Below are 21,173 nucleotides of genomic sequence, written 5' to 3' on the forward strand. Positions count from 1 at the left end.
GAGGAATTGCCACAAGATACGATAAGCTAAAACGTAACTATCAAAGCGCTGTTGCTTTAGCTTGTATATTTATATGGTTGCCTCTTTAGCTCAATTTATCGGCTGTAAATGTCAACACACCCTAATAAATTTGTAGAAATTTTTTCAGGCGCTTTAAGCCAGATCAAAGAGACCGATCAATCTCTACATGTCGTGGATTTTGGTTCAGGTAAAGGCTATCTGACTTTTGCATTATATGATTATTTAGCAAAACACCAGCAAGTGCCTAAAGTGACAGGGGTTGAGCTAAATCCGAAAATGGTGGAATTTTGCCAAAGCGTTGCGCAGCAGTCGAATTTCAGCCAACTGGATTTTTTCCAAGGCGATGTTCGTACATATGCGCCTGAGCGCTTAGATGTCATGATTGCACTGCACGCTTGTGATGTAGCAACGGACTTTGCGATTCATACCGGCATTCGATTAAATGCGCAAATGATCATGTGTGCGCCGTGTTGTCATAAAGAATTGCGTCCGCAATTGAAAGCGCCGCAAGTACTTGCACCGATGTTGCAATTTGGCATTCATGCGGGCCAGCAAGCAGAGATGCTTACTGACACGATTCGTGCACTTTTATTGAAAGCATATGGTTATGAAACCAAAGTCTTTGAATTTGTGGCACTTGAGCATACCAGTAAAAATAAAATGATCTTGGCAACCAAACGTGCAGACTATGTCGAGCCTGATCAAGCGGTATTGGCGCAGATCCAAGCTTTAAAAGACATGTATGGCATTCAAAAGCATTCATTGGAATTATTGTTAAATGATCAATGGGACCAGCAAGATATTGGCTGTAAATGCTAAAGGATGAAGGGATGCAGCAGTTAAATATTCAATTCGGTCCGTGGGAGCAACTGGCATCTGCAGCTCGATCGATACGTGAACAGGTCTTTATTTTAGAACAGCAGATATCGCCCGAAGATGAATGGGATGCAGAAGATGAGATTTCACTGCATTTTATTGTTCATGATGGGATGAAAGCTATTGCAACTGCACGTTTGTTGAAAAATAACAGTATAGGTCGTGTTGCTGTTTTAAAGGCTCATCGCGGTCAGGGGATTGGTAAAATCTTGATGCAAGCCATCATTCAACAAGCGACATTAGAGCAACGTGAATATTTAAAACTATCTTCACAAGTGCATGCTATCCCTTTTTATGCAGCGTTGGGTTTTGTTGTTGAAGGTGATGAATATTTAGATTGTGGTATTCCGCATCAAGATATGTATATGGCTTTGGCTTAAATACTTAAAATTGGACAGCTATAAATAAAAAACGCTTAATATTTTAAGCGTTTTTTATTTGCATAGATTGGGTCAAAGCTTAGTGACCATGATCATTCGATGCAGTAGGTTCAGGGCTCATGTCATCCATATGTGCATGTTGTTCTTCGGTCATCTGCATATCTGCTGCAGTCGGTGCAGATGCTTCACGAGCTGCTTGATCAGCTTGCGCCTTTTTCAACGCTTCTTCTGACATCACAGGGGCATTTTTAAATGCATGCTGTTGAGTATTGTCTTTTTTCTGTTGGCTCGGCATATAGTCTGGTTCATTGGTCACAGCAAGCCAGAAAATACCCATGAATAGCGCACCTAAAATACAGAAGATAATCAGTGCTTTCCAGCCCCATGGTGATTTTTCAGGAGAAGTATGATCTGTCATAACAAGCTACTCAATCGGATAAAAAGAAATCAAAAAACTTGTTACTTTATAACATAAAACAGATGAGAGTTCGCGTAAAATCTAGACTTGTTTGCAAACACGCGACTGAGAAGGAAAATAAAAAGGAGCCGAAGCTCCTTTTGATGTGATTGAACAGCAAAATTTGCATGCTCAAAATGAATAATTAAATCTGCTCAGCTTTCGCCACTTTGTCTTTCAGCAATTGCGGTGCTTTGAAGCGTTCGCCATATTTTGCTTCTAGTGTATTGGCACGTAATAGCGCTTTTTCCAAACCATATTGGTTTAAAAATTGAAGTGCACCACCTGTCCAAGGGGCAAAACCAATCCCGAAGATTGAACCGATATTGCCATCGACAGTCGATTCCAAAACACCTTCTTCTAGGCAGCGTAAGGTATCGAGTGACTGTACAAACAGGAAGCGGTCAATCATTTCCTGTTCAGAAATAGCATTATCTTTCTGCCATTTGCTCAAGCCATCCCAGAGATGCTTTTTACCGCCTTCAGGGTATTCATAAAAGCCTGCGCCGGCAGCTTTACCTTTGCGTCCGAACTCATGAATCATCGTCTGAATCACCTCATCCGCACCTGAACGTGGTAGGTCTTTGCCTTCAGCTTGTAGGGCTTTACGGGTCTCGGCCGCAACATGCTCAGACAACGTTAAAGACACTTCATCTTGAATCGCCAATGGGCCTACAGGCATGCCAGCTTTTAGTGCAGCCATTTCAATGCGGGCAGGGTGTACGCCTTCAGCCAATAGACGTAAACCTTCTTGCACAAAGGTGCCAAAGACACGGCTAGTAAAGAAGCCACGACTGTCATTCACCACAATTGGTGTTTTACCAATTTGCTGTACATAGTCATAGGCTTTGGCTAAGGTTTCAGCCGAGGTGTTTTTACCTTTAATAATTTCCACTAATTGCATTTTGTCGACAGGACTAAAGAAATGCAGACCGATAAATTTAGCTTGATCTTGAGATGCATTGGCTAAACCTGAAATAGGCAAAGTAGAGGTATTGGATGCAAAAATGCCGCTATCTGCCAAATAGGTTTCTGCTTCTTGCGTCACTTTGGCTTTGAGTTCGACATTTTCAAACACAGCTTCAATGATCAAGTCACAGCCTTGTAGGTCGGCAGCATCTGCAGTTGCATGAATCAGTCCTAAGACTTGATCACGTTTTTCTGCACTTAAACGGCCTTGAGATACTTTTTTATCCAGCAGTTTTTGGCTATAGGCTTTGCCTTTTTCAGCAGCTTCTACAGAGATATCTTTGAGTACAACTGCAATGCCTTTTGATGCTGTGGCATAAGCGATGCCTGCACCCATCATGCCTGCACCTAAAATACCAACTTTAGTGGCTTGCCATTTCGCGACGTCTTTTGGACGGCTTGCACCAGACTTAATAGCGTTGAGACCATGCCAGAAGGTGCCGATCATGTTTTTAGAAATTTGACCAGTTGCAAGGTAAGTAAAATAACGTGATTCAATCGTGAGCGCCGTATCGACATCGACTTGAGCACCTTCAACCGCTGCTGACATTATGGCTTCAGGCGCAGGGTAACAGCCCTTGGTTTTGTCACGCAGCATAGCAGGGGCAATGGCGAGCATTTGCGCCACAGTTGGAGTCGATGGTGTGCCGCCCGGAATTTTATAGCCTTTTACATCATAGGGCTGCTGTGATTTTGGATTGGCTTTGACCCACGCAATGGCTTTGTCCATCAATTCTTCAAGGCTATCTGCAGTGTCTTGAATCAGCCCTAATGATTTGGCTTTTTCGACACCAATTTGTTTGCCTTCCATTAAGAGTGGAAATGCATTTTGCAGACCCAATAAACGTACCATACGGACGATACCGCCACCGCCCGGCAGTAAGCCTAAGGTCACTTCAGGTAAGCCAAATTTAGCCTTAGCATCATTAAGCGCAATACGATAATGACAGCCGAGTGCTAACTCCCAGCCACCGCCAAGCGCTGTGCCATTTAAAGCTGCCACAACTGGAATGCCACGGGTTTCGATATAACGCAGTTTGGCTTTCATCTCTTCAATCATATTGAAGAATTCTGTCGCATGCTCAGGTGTAGCTTGAATCAGTTCGTCTAAGTCGCCGCCGGCAAAGAAGGTTTTTTTTGCGGAACGAAAAATAATCCCTGCAATATTTTCATCTGCTTGCAGTTTGTCTACCGTTTCAGCCAGTGCCGTGCGGAAGTCTGCATTCATGGTGTTGGCAGATTGGTTTGGAGAATCTAAAGTTAAAATGACGATATTGTCGGCATTTTTTTCAAATTGAATTGCGCTCATTTTTATTCTCCTTATACCAACTCAATAATCGTTGCGATGCCCATACCGCCACCCACGCAAAGTGTTGCTAAGCCGCGTTTTTTACCTTGGCGTTCTAGTTCATCCATCAGGGTGCCTAAAATCATGGCACCTGTTGCACCCAGCGGATGTCCTAATGCAATTGCACCGCCATTCACATTGACTTTGGTAGGATCAACCTTGAGTTCGGTCATAAAACGCATCACGACTGCTGCAAAAGCTTCGTTCACTTCAAATAGGTCAATATCATCAATGGTTAAGCCAGCTTTGGCTAAGGCTTTACGTGCAGCAGGTGCAGGGCCAGTCAGCATAATGGTTGGGTCTGCACCCACCAATGCAGTGGCAAGCACTTTGGCGCGCGGTTTTAGGCCTTGTTCTTTGATCGCTTTTTCAGAGGCAAGCAATACTACGGCAGCACCATCAACGATGCCCGATGAATTCCCTGCATGGTGTACATGGTTGACTGCGCCGACTTCAGGATATTTTTGCAAGGCGATGGCATCAAAGCCCATTTGCCCCATCATGGCGAAACTTGGGTTGAGTTTGCCTAAGCCTTCTGCTGTGGTCGTTGGTTTAATAAATTCATCTTTGGCTAAAACTGTCACGCCTGCTTTGTCTTTAACAGGAACGACAGATTGGTCAAAATAACCATTGGCTTGAGCTGCTGCGGCTTTTTGCTGAGAGTTGGCTGCAAAGGCATCCACATCTGCTCGGCTGTAACCGTCAATGGTGGCAATTAAATCGGCCCCAATGCCTTGCGGAATAAAATCACAAGCCATATTGGTTTCAGGGTCAAGCGCCCAAGGGCCGCCATCTGAGCCCATCGGCACACGAGACATCGACTCTACACCGCCAGCCACCACAAGGTCTTCCCAGCCAGAGCGGACCTTTTGCGCGGCCATATTCACAGCTTCTAAACCTGATGCACAAAAACGGTTGATTTGAACGCCTGCTACATCATTGTCCCAACCTGCTGCAATGGCTGCGGTTTTGGCAATGTCTGCGCCTTGGTCACCAATTGGAGTTACACAGCCCAGTACAATGTCGTCTACTGCAGCTGTGTTAAATTGATGGCGGTTTTGTAATTCGTTCAATAAACCGGTCAGTAGGCTAATCGGTTTAACGGCATGTAGTGAACCGTCTTTTTTTCCTTTGCCGCGCGGTGTGCGAATGGCATCAATGATGTAAGCCTCGCTCATAATCCTGTCCCTATGATCTATAAATTTTTATTGGTTTTTTGAGTGTACGGATTAATCAAGCCAGTGCAATGATGATAACGGGCGAGTCGTTTGATATTTTTGGTCAACGCTTGCTGCTAAATAAGATAAAAATCAACCCGCACATTGAAAGCGAGGATCGGTTAAGATCAGTTGCTATCGATTCAGTACATATTGAAGATCTGCTTATGCATAAAAATGTGAAGCGAGTGTTGAAAGGTCTAGCTTGGCTAGTACTAGTAGGCTGCTTAGGTTTTGTATGCATGATCGGTTTTTATGTTTATATGATCTATGGCATTCATCCTTCAGATGAAGGGACGGGCGGTTTAGCCTGTGAGTATGATCGAAATGATCATGTGACCAAGGCAGAAATGTATCGGATACAGGATGGCAAACGAGTGATTACGCCTGTCGATCCATTGCTTTGTCAAAAACAACGCGCAGATTTTCCGAAATAAAAAACCTGATCGAGATCAGGTTTTAGAGAATGGTATTTTTGAATATTGCTTAATGATAACCATGTAATTGGCGATATAGGCCTGGTGTTACACCGGTCCACTTTTTAAATGCACGGTGGAAAGTACTGGTTTCACTAAAACCGACTTGCTGTGCAACATCTTCAAGCGTTAAGTCTGGGTTAAGCAATAAGTGAATTGCAGCATCTCGACGTAAAGCATCTTTTACACCTTGGTAGCTCTTACCTTCAGCGGCTAAACGACGACGTAGTGTTTGCGGCGATAGATACAGCATTGAAGCAACATCGTTCAAGGTTGGCATTTCTTCGCCAATTTGACTCTTCAGCACATCACGGATACGAGATGTTAATGAATTGGTATTTTTAAATTTAACCAATAACTGTGCAGGAGCCGCTTTTAAGAATTCTTCAAGCGTTTCTTCGTTTTGACGAATGGGTAAATCTAAATAATCCGCTGCAAATGTAATTTCAGTTCGTGGTGTATCAAACTGCATGACAGGTGCAAAAAACAAGGCATCATATTCGTCAGCATGTTCAGGACGTTCATAACCGAAGTGAACACGCTCTAAAGGCAGACGACGTTCAATCAACCAAGAAGCGAGACCATGCCAAATCATCAGCATACTTTCTGTAATGAAATGGTCTGGGTCCATAGATTTTGGAATTTGAGGAACTAAACGTGCTTCGTGCTTATCACGTTCTAGTGTCACCGACCATTCATCACCAAACAGTTTGTAGAACTGCGAAGACAATTCGAGTGCATCACCGAGGGTTTTTGCATGAATAATCAATTGGCACATAATGGCAAAAGTACCCAAGCGGCGCGGTTGAATATCAAAACCGACATGTTCGTCTTGAGTCACCATCCACAACATTTTAATAAAACGTGTGTATTGTTCAGGTGAAATACGCGCTTTGGGTTGGCGTAGAAGTTCAGCCTCAATGCCAACATGAGACAATAAAGTTTCGACATCCATGCCGAGACGTCTCACACCAGTTAAGGCTGCGTTGACGAAATGGATACTGATCGTATCACGACTCATGTTTAATCCTTCAGTCTCTTTAATGTTCACAAATGTTTGACCTAAATGACGCTAAAAAAAGAAATCATGGCAATTTACAACAGCGGTTTTGCCATTTTTACATGGTAAATTGCCGAAACTATCAAGGTAAATGGCTGAACATGACATTGTTTTAATCATTTTATATTTCTACCATGGATAAAAAATCTACACAATTAGAGAAAAATATCCATGGAAGCTGCTTTAAAAGGATTGAAAGTACTCGACTTTTCGACATTACTCCCAGGGCCATTTGCGACCTTGTATTTGGCTGACATGGGTGCGGAAGTTGTGCATATTGAGTCACCGACGCGTCCCGATCTAGTTCGTTTGATGCCACCTTATGCCAATGGGCAAGCCACAGCGCATAGTTATTTAAATCGCAATAAACAATCCATCGCATTAGATTTAAAAGATCCGAAAAGCATTGAATTGATCAAAGCTAAAATTTCAGATTTTGATATCGTGGTAGAACAATTTCGTCCAGGTGTCATGCAACGCTTGGGTTTGGATTATGCAGTTTTGGCCGAAATTAATCCGCGACTTATTTATTGCTCGATTACGGGTTATGGTCAAACCGGACATTACAAAGACCGTGCAGGGCATGACATCAATTACTTGGCTTTATCGGGCATTTCAGGTCATAGCGGACGCCAAGACAGTGGCCCGCCACCGATGGGGATTCAAATCGCCGATGTAGCAGGCGGATCAATGCATGCAATTACTGGCATCTTAGCTGCGGTGATTGAGCGTTACCGTAGCGGTTTAGGACAATATATTGATATTTCCATGACCGATTGTGCCGTCGCATTGAACAATATGGCTGCAGCTGGCGTATTGGCTGCCAATGCGGTAACCGCCGCAGAAACTGCATATCTGAATGGCGGAAGTTTCTATGACTATTATCGAACCCAAGATGGTCGTTATCTGTCTATAGGTGGTTTGGAGCCACAGTTTTTACATGGATTGGCGCAAATTCTAGATTTACCCGCTTTAGCAACGCAAGGCATGTCATTTGATCCGCAAGACCAAACTGAAATTAAGCATGCAATTGCCCGAAAAATACTAACCAAAACATGGGCTGAGTGGAAAAAGATTTTTGCCTCTCAAGATGTCTGTGTGGAACCAGTTTTAAGTTTGGACGAAGCTCTAAATTCACAATTGGCCCAAGAGCGGCATTGGTGTGTTGAAGTTCCGCTACAAGAAGGCGACACAATGACACAAACTCAACTGGCATGTCCGATTAAATTTTCTAGATCAGCATTGATTTATACCCATGTGGGTAAAACTTTAGGTGCGGATAATTGGTTATGAATGGTATAAAAAAAGGTGATAAGTTAAACAATAAAACCTTTAAAATCTCTTAATTAGATAAATATCTATATAAATATTGAGTGTTGTTAATAAAAAAATAAATAAATTATACAAATGTGAGAGTATTATATGAACTATTAACATAATTGGTATATAGGTCTCCAAATGAAAATAGCTGTGAGTGAACTTGGATCTTTATATCTTAGCCTCGGAATAATGCTTGCGGGTTCAGCAACCCAAGCGGCAACTACTGCAGATGCTTTCAGTTCTGAAAGCCCATGGATGTTCGGTGATTGGAACGGTCAACGAACAGCTCTCCAACAGAAAGGTTACGATTTTAGTTTTAGTTATGGTGGCGAATTAGCCACTTTGTTAGATGCAAAGCATGCTTCTGGTCATGGCACTGAATATGCGGACCAATTCGCGATCGGGGCACATCTCGATTTAGAAAAAATTGCGGGTTGGAAAGATACCGAAGCGCAAATCAATATCACTGAACGTAATGGTCGTTCATTGTCTCAAACTTCAGATGCATTAAATGGTCATTTAAGTGCAACACAAGAAGTGTGGGGTCGTGGTCAAACTTGGCGTTTGACTGATTTTTGGATCAAGAAAAAATTCTTAGACCAAAAATTAGATATTAAAGTCGGTCGTTTTGGTGAAGGTGAAGATTTCAACAGCTTTGACTGTGACTTTCAAAACTTAGCACTTTGTGGTTCACAAGTGGGTAACTGGGTCGGTGACCAATGGTACAACTGGCCAGTCAGCCAATGGGCTGCTCGCGTGAAATATAACATTCAGCCTGAACTCTATGCACAAGTCGGGGTTTATGAATACAACCCTGAAAATCTAAAACGTGGTAAAGGTTGGAACTTGAGTACCGATGGTTCAAAAGGTGCGATTATTCCTGCTGAAGTAGTGTGGACTCCAAAAGTGGGGACACAAAAGCTTCCGGGTGAATACCGTGCAGGTTACTACTACAGTACCGCTGATGCCGATGTCATTGATAGCCCAATAAATGAAAAAGATCACCATCAAGGTGGTTGGATTGTGGCGAAACAACAACTGACAGCGCACAAAGACGATGCTTCACGTGGCTTAAGCGGTTTTGTGAATGTCACCGTGCATGACTCAGACACCAATAATGTGAGTGATATGCAAAACATTGGCTTGGTCTACAAAGGTGCATTCGATGCACGTCCTCAGGATGAAATTGCGATTGGTTTAGGTCGTATCAGCATTAATGATGATGTGAATGATGCCAATATTGCCAATAACAGCGTTGATGCACGCGGTCTACAAAGTGAAGAGTATGACGCAGAGATTTACTACGGTATTCATGCAGCAAACTGGCTGACTATTCGTCCAAATATTCAATATATCCGTCACGTCGGTGCTTACAAAAATGGTGAGAATGCGTGGGTCGGCGGTATCAAATTTCAAACAGCATTTTAATTGATGTCAAATTAGAGTTCTTATAAAAGCAATTCGGTAATTCTGAGAAAAATTACGATATTTCCCCTTGAATTGTTTTTGTAACAACTTCTCTTTGCGACATAAAAACGGTGGTGTGTTGAATGTGTTTCACGCACCAAATACAACATTCGACAATAGAGGTGGTCAACATGAGCAACCCATCTACCGGAACTGGGATGCGAACATTTACCGTCGTTGTGATGGCAATTTTCGCCTTAGTTCTATTGATTGGTGGTATCTGGCTGGCAGTCCTTGGCGGTTCTTGGTACTACATTATCGCCGGCCTGTTAATGCTGGCTTCAGCAATATACTTAAGAAAAATTCAAAACAGTTCTTTATACATTTATGCAGCGTTGATGCTGGGTACAGTGATTTGGGGACTTTGGGAGGCAGGTTCTGACTTTTGGGCACTTGCACCGCGTTTTGATATTTTAGGCTTATTGGGCCTTTGGTTACTGATTCCTGCCGTGACACGCGGTATGGAAAATGGCAAAACTGCGAAAATTACATTATCAGGCACACTGGTGATTGCGATTATCGTGATGATCTATTCAATTTTTAATGATCCGCAAGAAATTCACGGTGAAATTAAAAATGCACAACCTCAAACAGCCAAAGCGATTGAGGGTATTGCTCCTGAAGATTGGCCTGCCTATGGTCGTACACAAGGTGGTGTACGTTATTCTCCACTCACCCAAATCAATAGCGACAACGTTAAAGATTTAGAAGTAGCATGGACTTTCCGTACAGGTGAGTTACCAACAGAAAATGACTCAGGTGAAACCACAAACCAAGTCACTCCGATTAAAGTCGGCAATGACATGTTTATGTGTACAACTCACCAACGTTTAATTGCACTTGATCCTGCGACAGGTAAACAAAAATGGGCATTCGATCCTAAACTTAAAGCGGACAATACCTATCAACATTTAACATGTCGTGGTGTGTCTTATTTTGACGCTGCAAATACCACTCAGTTTGCAAAAAGCTTAGAGAACAAACGCTCGACTTCTACTGAATGTCCGCGCAAAGTGATCTTGCCTGTAAATGATGGTCGTTTGGTTGCAGTCAATGCTGACACAGGTAAAGCATGTAGTGATTTTGGTCATAACGGCGAAGTCGATCTACAAAAAGATATGCCTTATCCGTATCCGGGTGGTTATATCCCAACTTCACCTCCAGTGGTTACTGGCACAACCATTGTGATTGGCGGCTCAACAACTGATAACTTCTCGACTAAAGAGCCATCTGGTGTCATCCGTGGTTATGATGTCAATACCGGTGAATTATTGTGGATCTTTGATACAGGGGCGCAAGATCCAAATGCCATGCCAGGTGAAGGTCAAAAATACTCTGTAGCCTCACCGAATGCATGGGCACCTTTAGCATATGACGAAAAACTTGACATCGTTTATGTGCCAACAGGTGTGGGTACTCCGGATATCTTCGGTGGTCACCGTACGCCATTAGATGAACGCTATGCAAACTCAATGTTGGCATTAAATGCATCAACAGGTAAATTAATTTGGAATTTCCAAACCACACATCATGATTTGTGGGATATGGATGTACCATCACAACCTTCATTGGCAGATATCAAAGATAAATCAGGTAATACTGTTCCTGCGATCTATGTCTTAACCAAAACAGGTAATGCATTCGTCCTTGACCGTCGTACCGGTAAAGCGATTGTACCAATCACCGAAAAAGCGGTTCCACAAACTGTAAAACGTGGACCACAAACTAAAGGTGAGCATTATTCTGCAACTCAACCGTTCTCTGATTTTGATTTAGCACCAAAAGATAAATTGACTGATAAACAAATGTGGGGTGCCACTATGTTTGACCAGTTGATGTGTCGTGTGTATTTCAAATCATTAAACTACGACGGTATTTATACACCACCTTCTGAAAATGGCACATTGGTATTCCCAGGTAACCTTGGGGTATTCGAATGGGGTGGTATGTCGGTGAACCAAGACCGTCAAGTTGCTGTGATGAACCCAATTGGCTTACCATTTGTGACTAAGTTGATTCCTACAGATCCAAACCGTGAGCAAACTGCGAAAGGTGCAGGTACTGAACAAGGCGTGCAACCGATGTATGGCGTACCTTATGGTGTGGAAATCAAAGCCTTCTTGTCACCACTTGGCTTACCTTGTAAACAACCTTCATGGGGCTTTACTGCAGGTGTAGATTTAAATACACATGAAGTGGTCTGGAAAAAACGTATTGGTACAATTCGTGATAGTTTACCGAAATTGTTCCAATTACCTGCTGTGAAAATTGGTGTACCGGGTCTTGGTGGATCAATCTCGACTGCTGGTAATGTCATGTTTGTAGGCGCAACACAAGATAACTATATCCGTGCAATCAATGTAACGAATGGTGATACTTTGTGGGAAGGTCGTCTACCCGCAGGTGGTCAAGCGACTCCAATGACTTATGAAGCAAATGGTAAACAATATGTTGTGATCATGGCTGGTGGTCATGGTTCATTTGGTACAAAACTTGGTGATTACCTTGTTGCGTATGCGTTACCAGATAAAAAATAAGTGATTTTACATCGCTAAATAAAAAGCCCGATTTATCGGGCTTTTTATTGGCTTAAATTCTTTATGTAAATTTATGCTAAGTAATGGAGAAATAATTCAATATATTAATAAATAAAAAGTAAAGGACCGAAATCCGCTATATCAGTGAAATTGCGACAGTCTTATCAATAAAATCGCTATTAAATATGTAAAAAACGCATTTTCTTGATAGATGAAATCTCGTTATGCTGTGCATTGTTATAATAGAAATTACTAGCTGTACGCCATGTATTTATATACTGATTTTGACCAGCAACTGGTTAATGAACGTGTTGCACAGTTCCGTGATCAAACGGAACGTTATTTAGCAGGTAAATTGACGGAAGATGAATACCGTCCACTGCGTCTTCAAAACGGCCTTTATGTACAACGTTATGCACCGATGCTACGTATTGCAGTACCTTATGGCCTGATGAATTCTAAACAATTACGTAAAATTGCGTCATTGGCTCAGGACTATGACCGTGGTTATGCGCACGTATCTACTCGTCAAAACATTCAGTTTAACTGGCCTGCACTAGAAAATGTGCCTGATATGTTACAAGAGCTCGCATCTGTTCAAATGCATGCGATTCAAACTTCGGGTAACTGTATTCGTAACACAACCACTGACCAATATGCAGGTGTGGTTGCAGGTGAAATTGCTGACCCACGCCCAACGTGTGAATTGATTCGTCAATGGTCAACTTTCCACCCAGAATTCGCTTTCTTGCCACGTAAGTTCAAGATTGCAGTTTCAGCACTGGAAGAAACTGATCGTGCGGCAACGTCTTTCCATGATATCGGTGTGTATATCGTGAAAAATGAAGCAGGCGAGATTGGCTATAAAATCAAAGTTGGTGGTGGTTTAGGCCGTACCCCAGTGATTGGTAGCTTTATTCGTGACTTCTTGCCACGTGAAGATTTGATTGCTTATTTAGAAGCGGTACTTCGTGTATACAACTTACACGGTCGTCGTGATAACAAATATAAAGCGCGTATCAAAATTTTGGTGAAAGCATTAACACCAGAAGTATTTGCAGAGAAAGTTGAAGCTGAATTTGCACATACCATCAAAACGTTAAAAATCGATGCTGATACCTTGGCGAAAATGGATGAGAACTTCACACCATTTGATTACCAAGATTATGCGGATGAAGATTTCGCAGAGCAATTTGCCGCAGAGCCGAAATTTAAACAATGGTTCAACATCAACACCAATGCACATAAAGTCAAAGGTTACCGCATCGTTACGATTTCTTTGAAACGTGCGGGTATTGCACCGGGCGATATGACTGTTGAAGAAATGAACCTGATTGCTGACTTGGCTGACAAATATACCTTTGGTGAGTTCCGTACCACACATGAGCAAAACATTGCGCTTGTTGATGTACCGCAAAAAGATTTGTTTGATCTATGGAAAATCCTTGATCAACATAATCTTGCACGTGCGCATATTGGGTTCTTAACCGACATCATTTGCTGCCCAGGTGGTGATTTCTGTTCATTGGCAAATGCGAAATCGATTCCAATTTCTGAAGCGATCTCTCGTCGTTTTGATGACTTAGATACCATTTACAATTTAGGTAAATTGGATCTGAACATCTCTGGTTGTATGAATGCGTGTGGTCACCACCATGTCGGTAATATCGGTATTTTAGGTGTAGATAAAAAGGGTGCTGAGTTCTATCAAATCACTTTGGGTGGTAATGCCGACCATGATGCATCAATTGGTGACATCTTAGGCCCATCATTTGCAGCCGAAGTTGTACCAGACATCATTGAAGAAATCTTAAATACTTATCTAGACCTTCGTGCAGAAGGCGAAGAGTTTATTGATACTTACCGCCGTGTTGGCATCCAACCATTTAAGGAGCGTGCATATGCTTAATACAGCACTACAAGTCCTCTCTAAAGATGGCTCGATTGCAGACAATACTTACCAAGTCATTGGTGAAGATGGTGTGTTGCCACAGGGTGACGTGGTTTTAACAGTTGAGCAGTTAGATCAACTTGCGAATGTGTCTGGTAAAAAAGCACTTTTCGTAACGGTGGATGCTTCACCTGAAACCAATGAATTCCCGCTTGATCAGTTAGATGCAATCTTTATCGAGTTTGCTGGTTTTAACGATGGTCGTGGCTATTCATTTGCTGCGTTGTTACGTCGCCAAGGTTTTCAAGGCGAGCTACGTGCAACAGGTGATGTATTCAAAGATGTGTTGAACTACATGAAGCGTTCAGGTTTCGATACTTTTGTAGTGAAAGAAGGTAAAGATATTGCTGAAGCTGCTGCTGGCTTAGGTGATTTTACCAATCCATATCAAGCTTCAACTGCAGTGCCGCAAGCGCATTATCAAACTGGTGCTTAAGTACCTTGATTGAATAAAAAAGCCTCCTTTTGGAGGCTTTTTTATTTCTAGAAAAATTTGTAACAATGATCATTGGTCTTCAAGTTGGCAATTCACCATCCATTTAATACCGAACTGATCGGTAAATGCGCCATACAGCGCACCCCAAAAGGTCTTTTCGAGAGGCATTTCTATAGAGCCACCTTTGGACAATGCATCAAACAGTCGTTTGGCTTCAGCTTGTTCACTGCTTTCTAAATTAATCGAAATATAGTGATTGCTGCCTAAGGTAAAGGGTTGATTGGTTTGTGCACAAAATTGTTCGTTGACATCTGAGGCCATCAGCACGGTAAATTCATTGATTGGCAGGGAAATATGCATAATCTTTTGCCGATCTGCATCGGATAGTGAAATGCCTTCCTCGGCAGGCATATCGCCATAACGCATCACATTGAGGAATTCTCCACCAAATACAGAACGATAAAAATTAAAGGCTGCTTCGGTATTGCCTTGAAAATTCAAGTAGTGATTGAGCTGCATAAAGGTCATCCATTTTTATTATGTCGACATTTATTTTAAGAACCTTGGCTGACCTGTATGTGAACAATTTATGTCTAAAATGTAAGCATAAAAAATCCCTCTTACAGAGGGATTTTCAGTCTCCATCCTTTATTAAAGGAGGGGTTAGGGGAGGATTAAAGAATAATCCCTCTAAATCGCCCTTTGTGAAGGGAGCCAGCAGAGGATTAAAGCAATTCAATCGCCACAGCAGTCGCTTCACCGCCACCAATACACAGTGCTGCAATACCGCGTTTACCACCTGTGCGTTTTAATGCATGGATCAGCGTTAATATAATGCGTGAACCTGTAGAACCAACTGGATGTCCAAGCGCACAAGCACCACCATTGATATTTACTTTTTCAGCATCTAATTTAAATTCATCAATTGGGCACATCGTGACCATGGCAAAAGCTTCATTAATTTCCCATAAATCGACATCAGCAACATTCCAACCCGATTTATCTAGAACTTTTTGAATTGCGCCCACAGGTGCAATAGTAAATTCTGAAGGATGCTGTGAATTTGATGCATAAGCCACAATTTTTGCGAGCGGATTTAAACCTTTTGCTGAAGCTTGATCTGCTGATGTTAAAACTAAAGCAGATGCGCCATCAGAAATAGAACTGGCATTGGCAGCGGTAATCGTTCCATCTTTAGCAAAAGCAGGGCGCAGCGTTGGAATTTTTTCGATATTGGCGTTAAAAGGCTGTTCGTCTTTATCGATAATCACATCGCCTTTACGACTCGAAACAGTGACAGGCACGATTTCGTCAGCAAAATAACCCTCAGTAATTGCAGTTTGCGCACGTTTAAGTGAGCGGATGGCAAAGTCATCCATTTGTTCGCGTGTATAGCCTTTAGTGTTCGCCATGTCTTGTGCAAAAGAACCCATGAGTCGGCCCGTTTCTGCATCTTCTAAACCATCTAAGAACATATGATCTTTAACGTCACCGTGGCCCATACGGTAGCCAGCTCGTGCTTTGGTCAAAACATAAGGGGCATTGGTCATAGACTCCATACCACCTGCAACTACGACTTGAGCCGAACCTGCCTTAATCATATCTGCCGCTTGCATCACGGCCTTCATACCTGAACCACACAGCTTGTTGATGGTTACGGCACCAGTTGAATCTGGAAGACCGGCTTTACGCATCGCTTGACGGGCAGGACCTTGTTTCAGGCCAGCCGGAAGCACACAGCCCATAATGACTTCTTCAACATCTGTCGGTTGTAAACCCGCGCGTTCGATGGCTGCTTTAATCGTAACTGCGCCTAATTCTGGTGCAGTGACAGCGGCTAAACTCCCTTGAAAACCACCCATTGCTGTACGGGCACCATTCACGATGACGATATCAGTCATTACATGTCTCCATTTTCTTATACATTAATTTTTGAATACGTCAGCAGTATAAGTAAAATTGAACAGGAATAAAGCAAATTTAAAAGGCTGCTTTGGACTCACCGGTTCTCAAATTAGCAACTGGTTGGGTTTTCAAATCGGATATGTCCCATTCGACTTAAGACTGCTCGGATCGGTTGAAGCGTTGATTTCGAACAGTAGTAGAAACTACCATTTGAACCATTGGGTAAACCGGAGCTAGCCTGAAAGGTGAGACTTGGAATGTGTAGAGTCCCACGCCAATACAGATCGCCATATTTTAAATTGAGTTTATCTTGCAGCAATATTTTTTCATTTGCGTCGACTTGACGGTTTTTATTACTGTCAATAAATATGATCAGACCACTGTTCCAGTTGTTAGGTTGGCAAAGTTTAAAGTTAAGACTAGGACAAATCACAATATTGGAATGATAAATAGTGGCCTGAGCCCGTGCGAATGCATTGTGATTCTGAATAGTCAATTTGATGTTATTCGCTTCTCGCTGCGCCATTAAATTGTTGAAATGTGGTAAAGCTATCGTCACGATAATGACCATAATCGCAATTGAGACCAAAAGTTCAAATAACGTAAAGCCGGTTTCTTTATTGTAAAGCATTGATTTAATCCAAAATTTAATATTATTTTTATATGTCTAATGTTATATGTGTTTTTAATGGCGATATTAATTTTGAGTATAGAATTTTATTACTCAATTTTAGATAAAGCTGTTAAAATGAAAATAGCAAGTGACAATAGGCGATTCACTGCTCAAAATTGAGTAAAAATTTACCGAATTACAACGGAAATTGTAAGTAATTTTGTCAATAATTTACTTGATTAGATTAATCAAGCACTTGGAAAAAGAATAAAGTGTTTGTATGATTCAGCGTGAATAGCTTAAAAAAAAAACTGGGGTATAAGAAAGCCTATCTCAGGATAGCCAATTTTTCGGCTTGAGCTTGAACAACAATTGTTATCTCTGGAGGATAAATCCATGAAAATGAGTCGTATTGCATTAGCAATGCTCGTAGCTGCTCCTTTAGCAGCTGCAAACGCAGGCGTAACTGTTACTCCATTAATGCTTGGTTACACTTTCCAAGATTCTCAACACAACAACAGCCGTGGTAACTTAACTGAAAGTCCTGAGCTACAAGATGACTTGTTTGTTGGTGCAGCACTTGGTGTTGAATTAACTCCATGGTTAGGTTTCGAAGCTGAATATAACCAAGTTAAAGGTGATGTAGACGTTGATTTCGGCGAATACAAACAAACTCAAATCAATGGTAACTTCTATGCTACTTCTGATTTGATCACTAAAAACTATGACAGCAAAGTTAAGCCATATGTATTGTTAGGTGCTGGTCACTACAAATACAAATTTGACGAAGCTGCTGCTCGTGGTTTAGCTCCATCTGCACAAGCTCGTGGTACTAGTGAAGAAGGTACTTTGGGTAATGCTGGTTTAGGTGCTTTCTGGCGCTTAAACGATGCTTTATCTCTACGTACTGAAGCTCGTGCTACTTACAACATCGATGAAGATTTCTGGAACTACACAGCTTTAGCTGGTCTTAACGTAGTTCTTGGCGGTCACTTGAAACCTGCTGCTCCTGTAGTTGAAGTTGCTCCTGTAACTCCAGTTGCTCCAGTTGCTCCAGCTCCTCAAGAGTTGACTGAAGATCTTAACATGGAACTTCGTGTGTTCTTTGATACAAACAAATCTAACATCAAAGATCAATACAAACCTGAAATCGCTAAAGTTGCTGAAAAATTAGGTGAATACCCTAATGCTACAGCTAACATCGAAGGTCACACAGATAACACTGGTCCACGTGCTCTAAACGAACGTTTATCACTAGCTCGTGCTAACTCTGTTAAATCTTCACTTGTTAACGAATACAACGTTGACCCAGCTCGTTTATCTACTCAAGGTTTCGCGTGGGATCAACCGATCGCTGACAACAACACTAAAGAAGGCCGTGCTATGAACCGTCGCGTATTCGCTACGATTTCTGGTAGCCGTACTGTAGTGGCTCAACCTGGTCAAGCTCAATAATTTGAGTTTAACTTCGGTTAGAAAAAAGCGGCTCTTTTGAGTCGCTTTTTTTTGTTAAAAATTTAAAAAAGGAGATTTAAATTTGGCTAAAAGGCACTAACGCAAAAGCGTTATTTACTTTTAAATAATCGTTGGATGTAAAAGGATTTATCTATTCATGTGGCAATTAACCATGTAAAAATTCAAACTATTTGTATATTAATTAATCATTTATTTGCCTTAGAGCTTTAATTGAACATACACAGTTTTTGATTTAATTTTTATAATATTAATTAAAAAACAAATATTTACATTTATTTTATCTACAATTTATAAAAAATGAATATTTATATTTTTCATTAAAAAAATATATTCATCGGGATTCATGATGTAGTTAAGAATTATTCTAAATATAATAATGATTCTTATTCAAATAAAACTAATCTTGAAATGATGAATAATTTTGCAAAAACACACTTAGTACGTTCTATAACTATGGTGCTACTCGGTGTTGGAGGGGCAACATCTGCGCTTGCATCGGATACAACAGTACTAGAGACAATTGAAGTTGAGGTGCCAGCGGAAAAGCAGCTTGCAAATGGAAAATTGAAAGCGCAGACAGACCTTGGTGCACTGGGAAGTAAAAAAATTGTTGATACGCCGTTTAGCGTAACAGCATATAGTGAAAAACTGATTGAAGAACAGCAAGCGTCAACTGTAGCACAAGTTTTAAAAAATGATGCGAGTATTCGTATGACCACGAATCAGGGGCATTTATATGAAAATTTCCAAATTCGTGGATTTGGTGTGCATGGTGATGAAATTGCTTTAGATGGTTTATACGGAATGGCACCGGTCAGTCGTGTACCCACAGAAACCTTAGAGGCTGTAATGGTATTGAAGGGGCCAAATGCCTTGGTCGCTGGGATGGCACCTAATGGAGGGGTTGGTGGTGTGATTAATATTACGCCTAAACGTGCACATGAAGATTTAACTAGACTGACTTCTACTCTAGAAGATGAAGGTTATTACCAAAGTCATCTCGATGTTTCACGCCGTTTCGGTGAGCTGAAAAAATTTGGTGTTCGCACGAATTTAGTCTATGGCCAAGGTGAACGTAATATTGATAGAGAGGAAGATACTAAAGCACTAGCTTCAATTGGTGCAGACTATACTACAGATCAATTACAAGTAAATTTTGATGCCTATGCAATACATGAAAATCGTGAAAATGGTTCACCAGCCATGGTTTCGTTTGCAAAGATTAAAAAAGTGATTGCGGCACCGGAAGGTGGGTTAAATTATTTTAATGATTCAGATACTCAAATAGATAGTAAGTTTGTTGGTTTAAAAGCGAAATATGCATTAACACCGAATGCAAATATCTTTGCTGGTGCCGGTTATGCAGATAAAAAATATAAAGGCTTTGTATTTGGCACACGTATGGTTCTGAATAATGAACAAGGTGATGCGACTACACAGACTTATGGTCAATACGCGCACTTTAAAAATACATCCGCAAATATTGGCGGTGATTATAAATTTAATACGGGTATTGTTTCACACAAATTAGGTCTTCGAGCAGATTATCTTAATATTCAGACAGATCAGCATAACCCTGCTACATCCAGTGGATATTCAACTAACTTATATAACCCCGGTCAAAATGGATTAATGGCGGTCGCACCAAGTGTCATGCCATTAAATGACAATACGTTTGCAAGTTATACTTTGAGTGATCAAATTTCATTACTTCAAGACAAACTTCAATTTATTCTCGGTTTACGTTACCAAGATATGGATTTGAAGAATTTTAGTTCACAACGTAAAAATAGTGCTGATTGGCGTTATGAAGAAAATGCTTGGTCACCTAGTTTAGGTCTTGTAGTTAAACCTTTTGGTGAAAATCTTTCTTTATATGCCAATTATGTAGAGGGTTTGAGTCAAGGTAAAACAGTTACAGATGAAAGTGATCTGAATTTTGGAAAAACTTTTGCACCTTTTAAAACCGAACAATATGAAGTGGGTGCTAAATACCAAAATGGATCATGGTTAAATACACTTGCTTTGTATGAGATTAAAAAGCCTGACACAATGGTAATTGATGGGGCGACTACTGATGGTGCAGAAACAAGTGCTCGAGGCATTGAATGGAGTTTCTCAGGACAAGTTCGTGATGGTTTAACGATATTAGGTAACATGGCTTATCTTGATACGGAATATACCAAAGCATTAGGCAATAAAGGCAATGAGCTTCTAGGTATGCCAGATCTTACAGCGACAATTGGTTTGGATTATGCCTTACCTTTACTCGACGGTTTATCTGTGAATGGTCGAGTAAACTATGTAGGTGAACAATATGTTGATTCAGCAAATACCTTACAATTACCTGATTTCACGACAGTGGATTTAGGTGCACGTTATAAAACAAATTTAGGTGGTGTATCTACAACATTTATGGCAAATGTCGACAATGTGACCAATAAAAAATATTGGGAGGGCGTATTTAATGAAAACTTTGCCACGATTGGTGCAGACCGTACCTATAAAGTTGGTGTGACTTTTGATTTCTAAGTTAGATTAGGGTCTGTTGACATTTGTTGATTAAAAAAATAGCGAGATAGTAAAATTAAATCGCCAAACCCAATTTTACACTCGCTATGCCTCGAACAATGCTAAATGATCAACACTGGTCCAAGTTACTTG

16 protein-coding genes and 2 pseudogenes are annotated in these 21,173 nt (G+C 41.2%); 11 read left to right on the top strand and 7 right to left on the bottom strand.

Annotated features, from left to right (window positions below; genetic code table 11):
• From FTT94_RS14100 to FTT94_RS14110, 3 genes and pseudogenes are all read left to right on the top strand, one after another.
• Positions 1–89, top strand: a pseudogene (locus FTT94_RS14100) (IS5/IS1182 family transposase); the annotation flags it as partial.
• Positions 90–123: 34 nt separating this feature from the next.
• Positions 124–840, top strand: a pseudogene (locus tag FTT94_RS14105) (SAM-dependent methyltransferase); the annotation flags it as partial.
• An 11-nt stretch (positions 841–851) separates the two neighbouring features.
• Positions 852–1,277 (top strand): GNAT family N-acetyltransferase, encoded by a 426-nt coding sequence (locus FTT94_RS14110; protein ID WP_252725871.1) that lies wholly within the window; start codon positions 852–854, stop codon positions 1,275–1,277.
• 79 nt (positions 1,278–1,356) lie between these two features.
• Here the strand turns inward: FTT94_RS14110 and FTT94_RS14115 are convergent, their stop codons facing one another.
• The 3 genes from FTT94_RS14115 to FTT94_RS14125 all read right to left on the bottom strand — a co-directional run bounded on the left by FTT94_RS14115 (position 1,357) and on the right by FTT94_RS14125 (position 5,229).
• Positions 1,357–1,695 carry a hypothetical protein gene (locus FTT94_RS14115; protein ID WP_078194261.1) on the bottom strand — a complete coding sequence of 113 codons (339 nt, stop codon included), beginning with the start codon at positions 1,693–1,695 and terminating at the stop codon, positions 1,357–1,359.
• Positions 1,696–1,879: 184 nt separating this feature from the next.
• Positions 1,880–4,012, bottom strand: coding sequence for a 3-hydroxyacyl-CoA dehydrogenase NAD-binding domain-containing protein (locus FTT94_RS14120; RefSeq protein WP_180170981.1), 2,133 nt, complete (start codon positions 4,010–4,012; stop codon positions 1,880–1,882).
• A gap of 11 nt (positions 4,013–4,023) precedes the next feature.
• On the bottom strand, positions 4,024–5,229 hold the full coding sequence (locus tag FTT94_RS14125; RefSeq protein WP_180170982.1) for an acetyl-CoA C-acetyltransferase: 1,206 nt from the start codon (positions 5,227–5,229) through the stop codon (positions 4,024–4,026).
• 206 nt (positions 5,230–5,435) lie between these two features.
• On the opposite strand from FTT94_RS14125, the gene FTT94_RS14130 reads away from it, so the two are divergent.
• Complete coding sequence (locus FTT94_RS14130) at positions 5,436–5,705, top strand: hypothetical protein (RefSeq protein WP_180085453.1); 270 nt, start codon at positions 5,436–5,438, stop codon at positions 5,703–5,705.
• Between the two features lie 49 nt (positions 5,706–5,754).
• Here FTT94_RS14130 and FTT94_RS14135 read toward each other — a convergent pair whose 3' ends face one another.
• Positions 5,755–6,765: an AraC family transcriptional regulator gene (locus tag FTT94_RS14135; RefSeq protein ID WP_180005120.1), complete on the bottom strand. Its 1,011-nt coding sequence runs from the start codon at positions 6,763–6,765 to the stop codon at positions 5,755–5,757.
• A 210-nt stretch (positions 6,766–6,975) separates the two neighbouring features.
• Between FTT94_RS14135 and FTT94_RS14140 the strand changes: the two genes are divergently transcribed.
• The 5 genes from FTT94_RS14140 (at position 6,976) to FTT94_RS14160 (ending at position 14,515) form a co-directional block, all read left to right on the top strand.
• Positions 6,976–8,097, top strand: a complete 1,122-nt coding sequence (locus FTT94_RS14140) for a CaiB/BaiF CoA-transferase family protein (protein ID WP_180022846.1) — start codon at positions 6,976–6,978, stop codon at positions 8,095–8,097.
• A 216-nt stretch (positions 8,098–8,313) separates the two neighbouring features.
• Positions 8,314–9,552, top strand: coding sequence for a carbohydrate porin (locus FTT94_RS14145; RefSeq protein WP_257221519.1), 1,239 nt, complete (start codon positions 8,314–8,316; stop codon positions 9,550–9,552).
• A gap of 170 nt (positions 9,553–9,722) precedes the next feature.
• Positions 9,723–12,128, top strand: a complete 2,406-nt coding sequence (locus tag FTT94_RS14150; protein WP_180060212.1) for a glucose/quinate/shikimate family membrane-bound PQQ-dependent dehydrogenase — start codon at positions 9,723–9,725, stop codon at positions 12,126–12,128.
• Positions 12,129–12,393: 265 nt separating this feature from the next.
• The gene (locus tag FTT94_RS14155; protein WP_078190090.1) at positions 12,394–14,037 is read left to right on the top strand and encodes a nitrite/sulfite reductase; all 1,644 of its coding nucleotides are present in this window, start codon (positions 12,394–12,396) and stop codon (positions 14,035–14,037) included.
• Positions 14,030–14,515, top strand: a complete 486-nt coding sequence (locus FTT94_RS14160; RefSeq protein WP_168379542.1) for a DUF934 domain-containing protein — start codon at positions 14,030–14,032, stop codon at positions 14,513–14,515. The genes FTT94_RS14155 and FTT94_RS14160 overlap by 8 nt, the downstream gene beginning before the upstream one ends.
• Positions 14,516–14,584: 69 nt before the next feature.
• Here the strand turns inward: FTT94_RS14160 and FTT94_RS14165 are convergent, their stop codons facing one another.
• The 3 genes from FTT94_RS14165 to FTT94_RS14175 all read right to left on the bottom strand — a co-directional run bounded on the left by FTT94_RS14165 (position 14,585) and on the right by FTT94_RS14175 (position 17,051).
• Positions 14,585–15,034: a VOC family protein gene (locus FTT94_RS14165; protein ID WP_180170984.1), complete on the bottom strand. Its 450-nt coding sequence runs from the start codon at positions 15,032–15,034 to the stop codon at positions 14,585–14,587.
• Between the two features lie 206 nt (positions 15,035–15,240).
• Positions 15,241–16,416, bottom strand: a complete 1,176-nt coding sequence (locus FTT94_RS14170; RefSeq protein WP_180011606.1) for a thiolase family protein — start codon at positions 16,414–16,416, stop codon at positions 15,241–15,243.
• Positions 16,417–16,529: 113 nt separating this feature from the next.
• On the bottom strand, positions 16,530–17,051 hold the full coding sequence (locus tag FTT94_RS14175) for a GspH/FimT family pseudopilin (RefSeq protein WP_180170985.1): 522 nt from the start codon (positions 17,049–17,051) through the stop codon (positions 16,530–16,532).
• Positions 17,052–17,429: 378 nt separating this feature from the next.
• Between FTT94_RS14175 and omp38 the strand changes: the two genes are divergently transcribed.
• Together omp38 and FTT94_RS14185 are read left to right on the top strand one after the other, a co-directional pair.
• Positions 17,430–18,488: an outer membrane protein Omp38 gene (gene omp38, locus FTT94_RS14180; protein ID WP_180170986.1), complete on the top strand. Its 1,059-nt coding sequence runs from the start codon at positions 17,430–17,432 to the stop codon at positions 18,486–18,488.
• 432 nt (positions 18,489–18,920) lie between these two features.
• Complete coding sequence (locus FTT94_RS14185) at positions 18,921–21,041, top strand: TonB-dependent siderophore receptor (protein WP_180170987.1); 2,121 nt, start codon at positions 18,921–18,923, stop codon at positions 21,039–21,041.
• Positions 21,042–21,173 lie beyond the last annotated feature (132 nt).

The organism is Acinetobacter sp. YH12027 (genome assembly GCF_013420085.1).
In the GTDB taxonomy this organism is placed as follows: Bacteria; Pseudomonadota; Gammaproteobacteria; order Pseudomonadales; family Moraxellaceae; genus Acinetobacter; species Acinetobacter amyesii.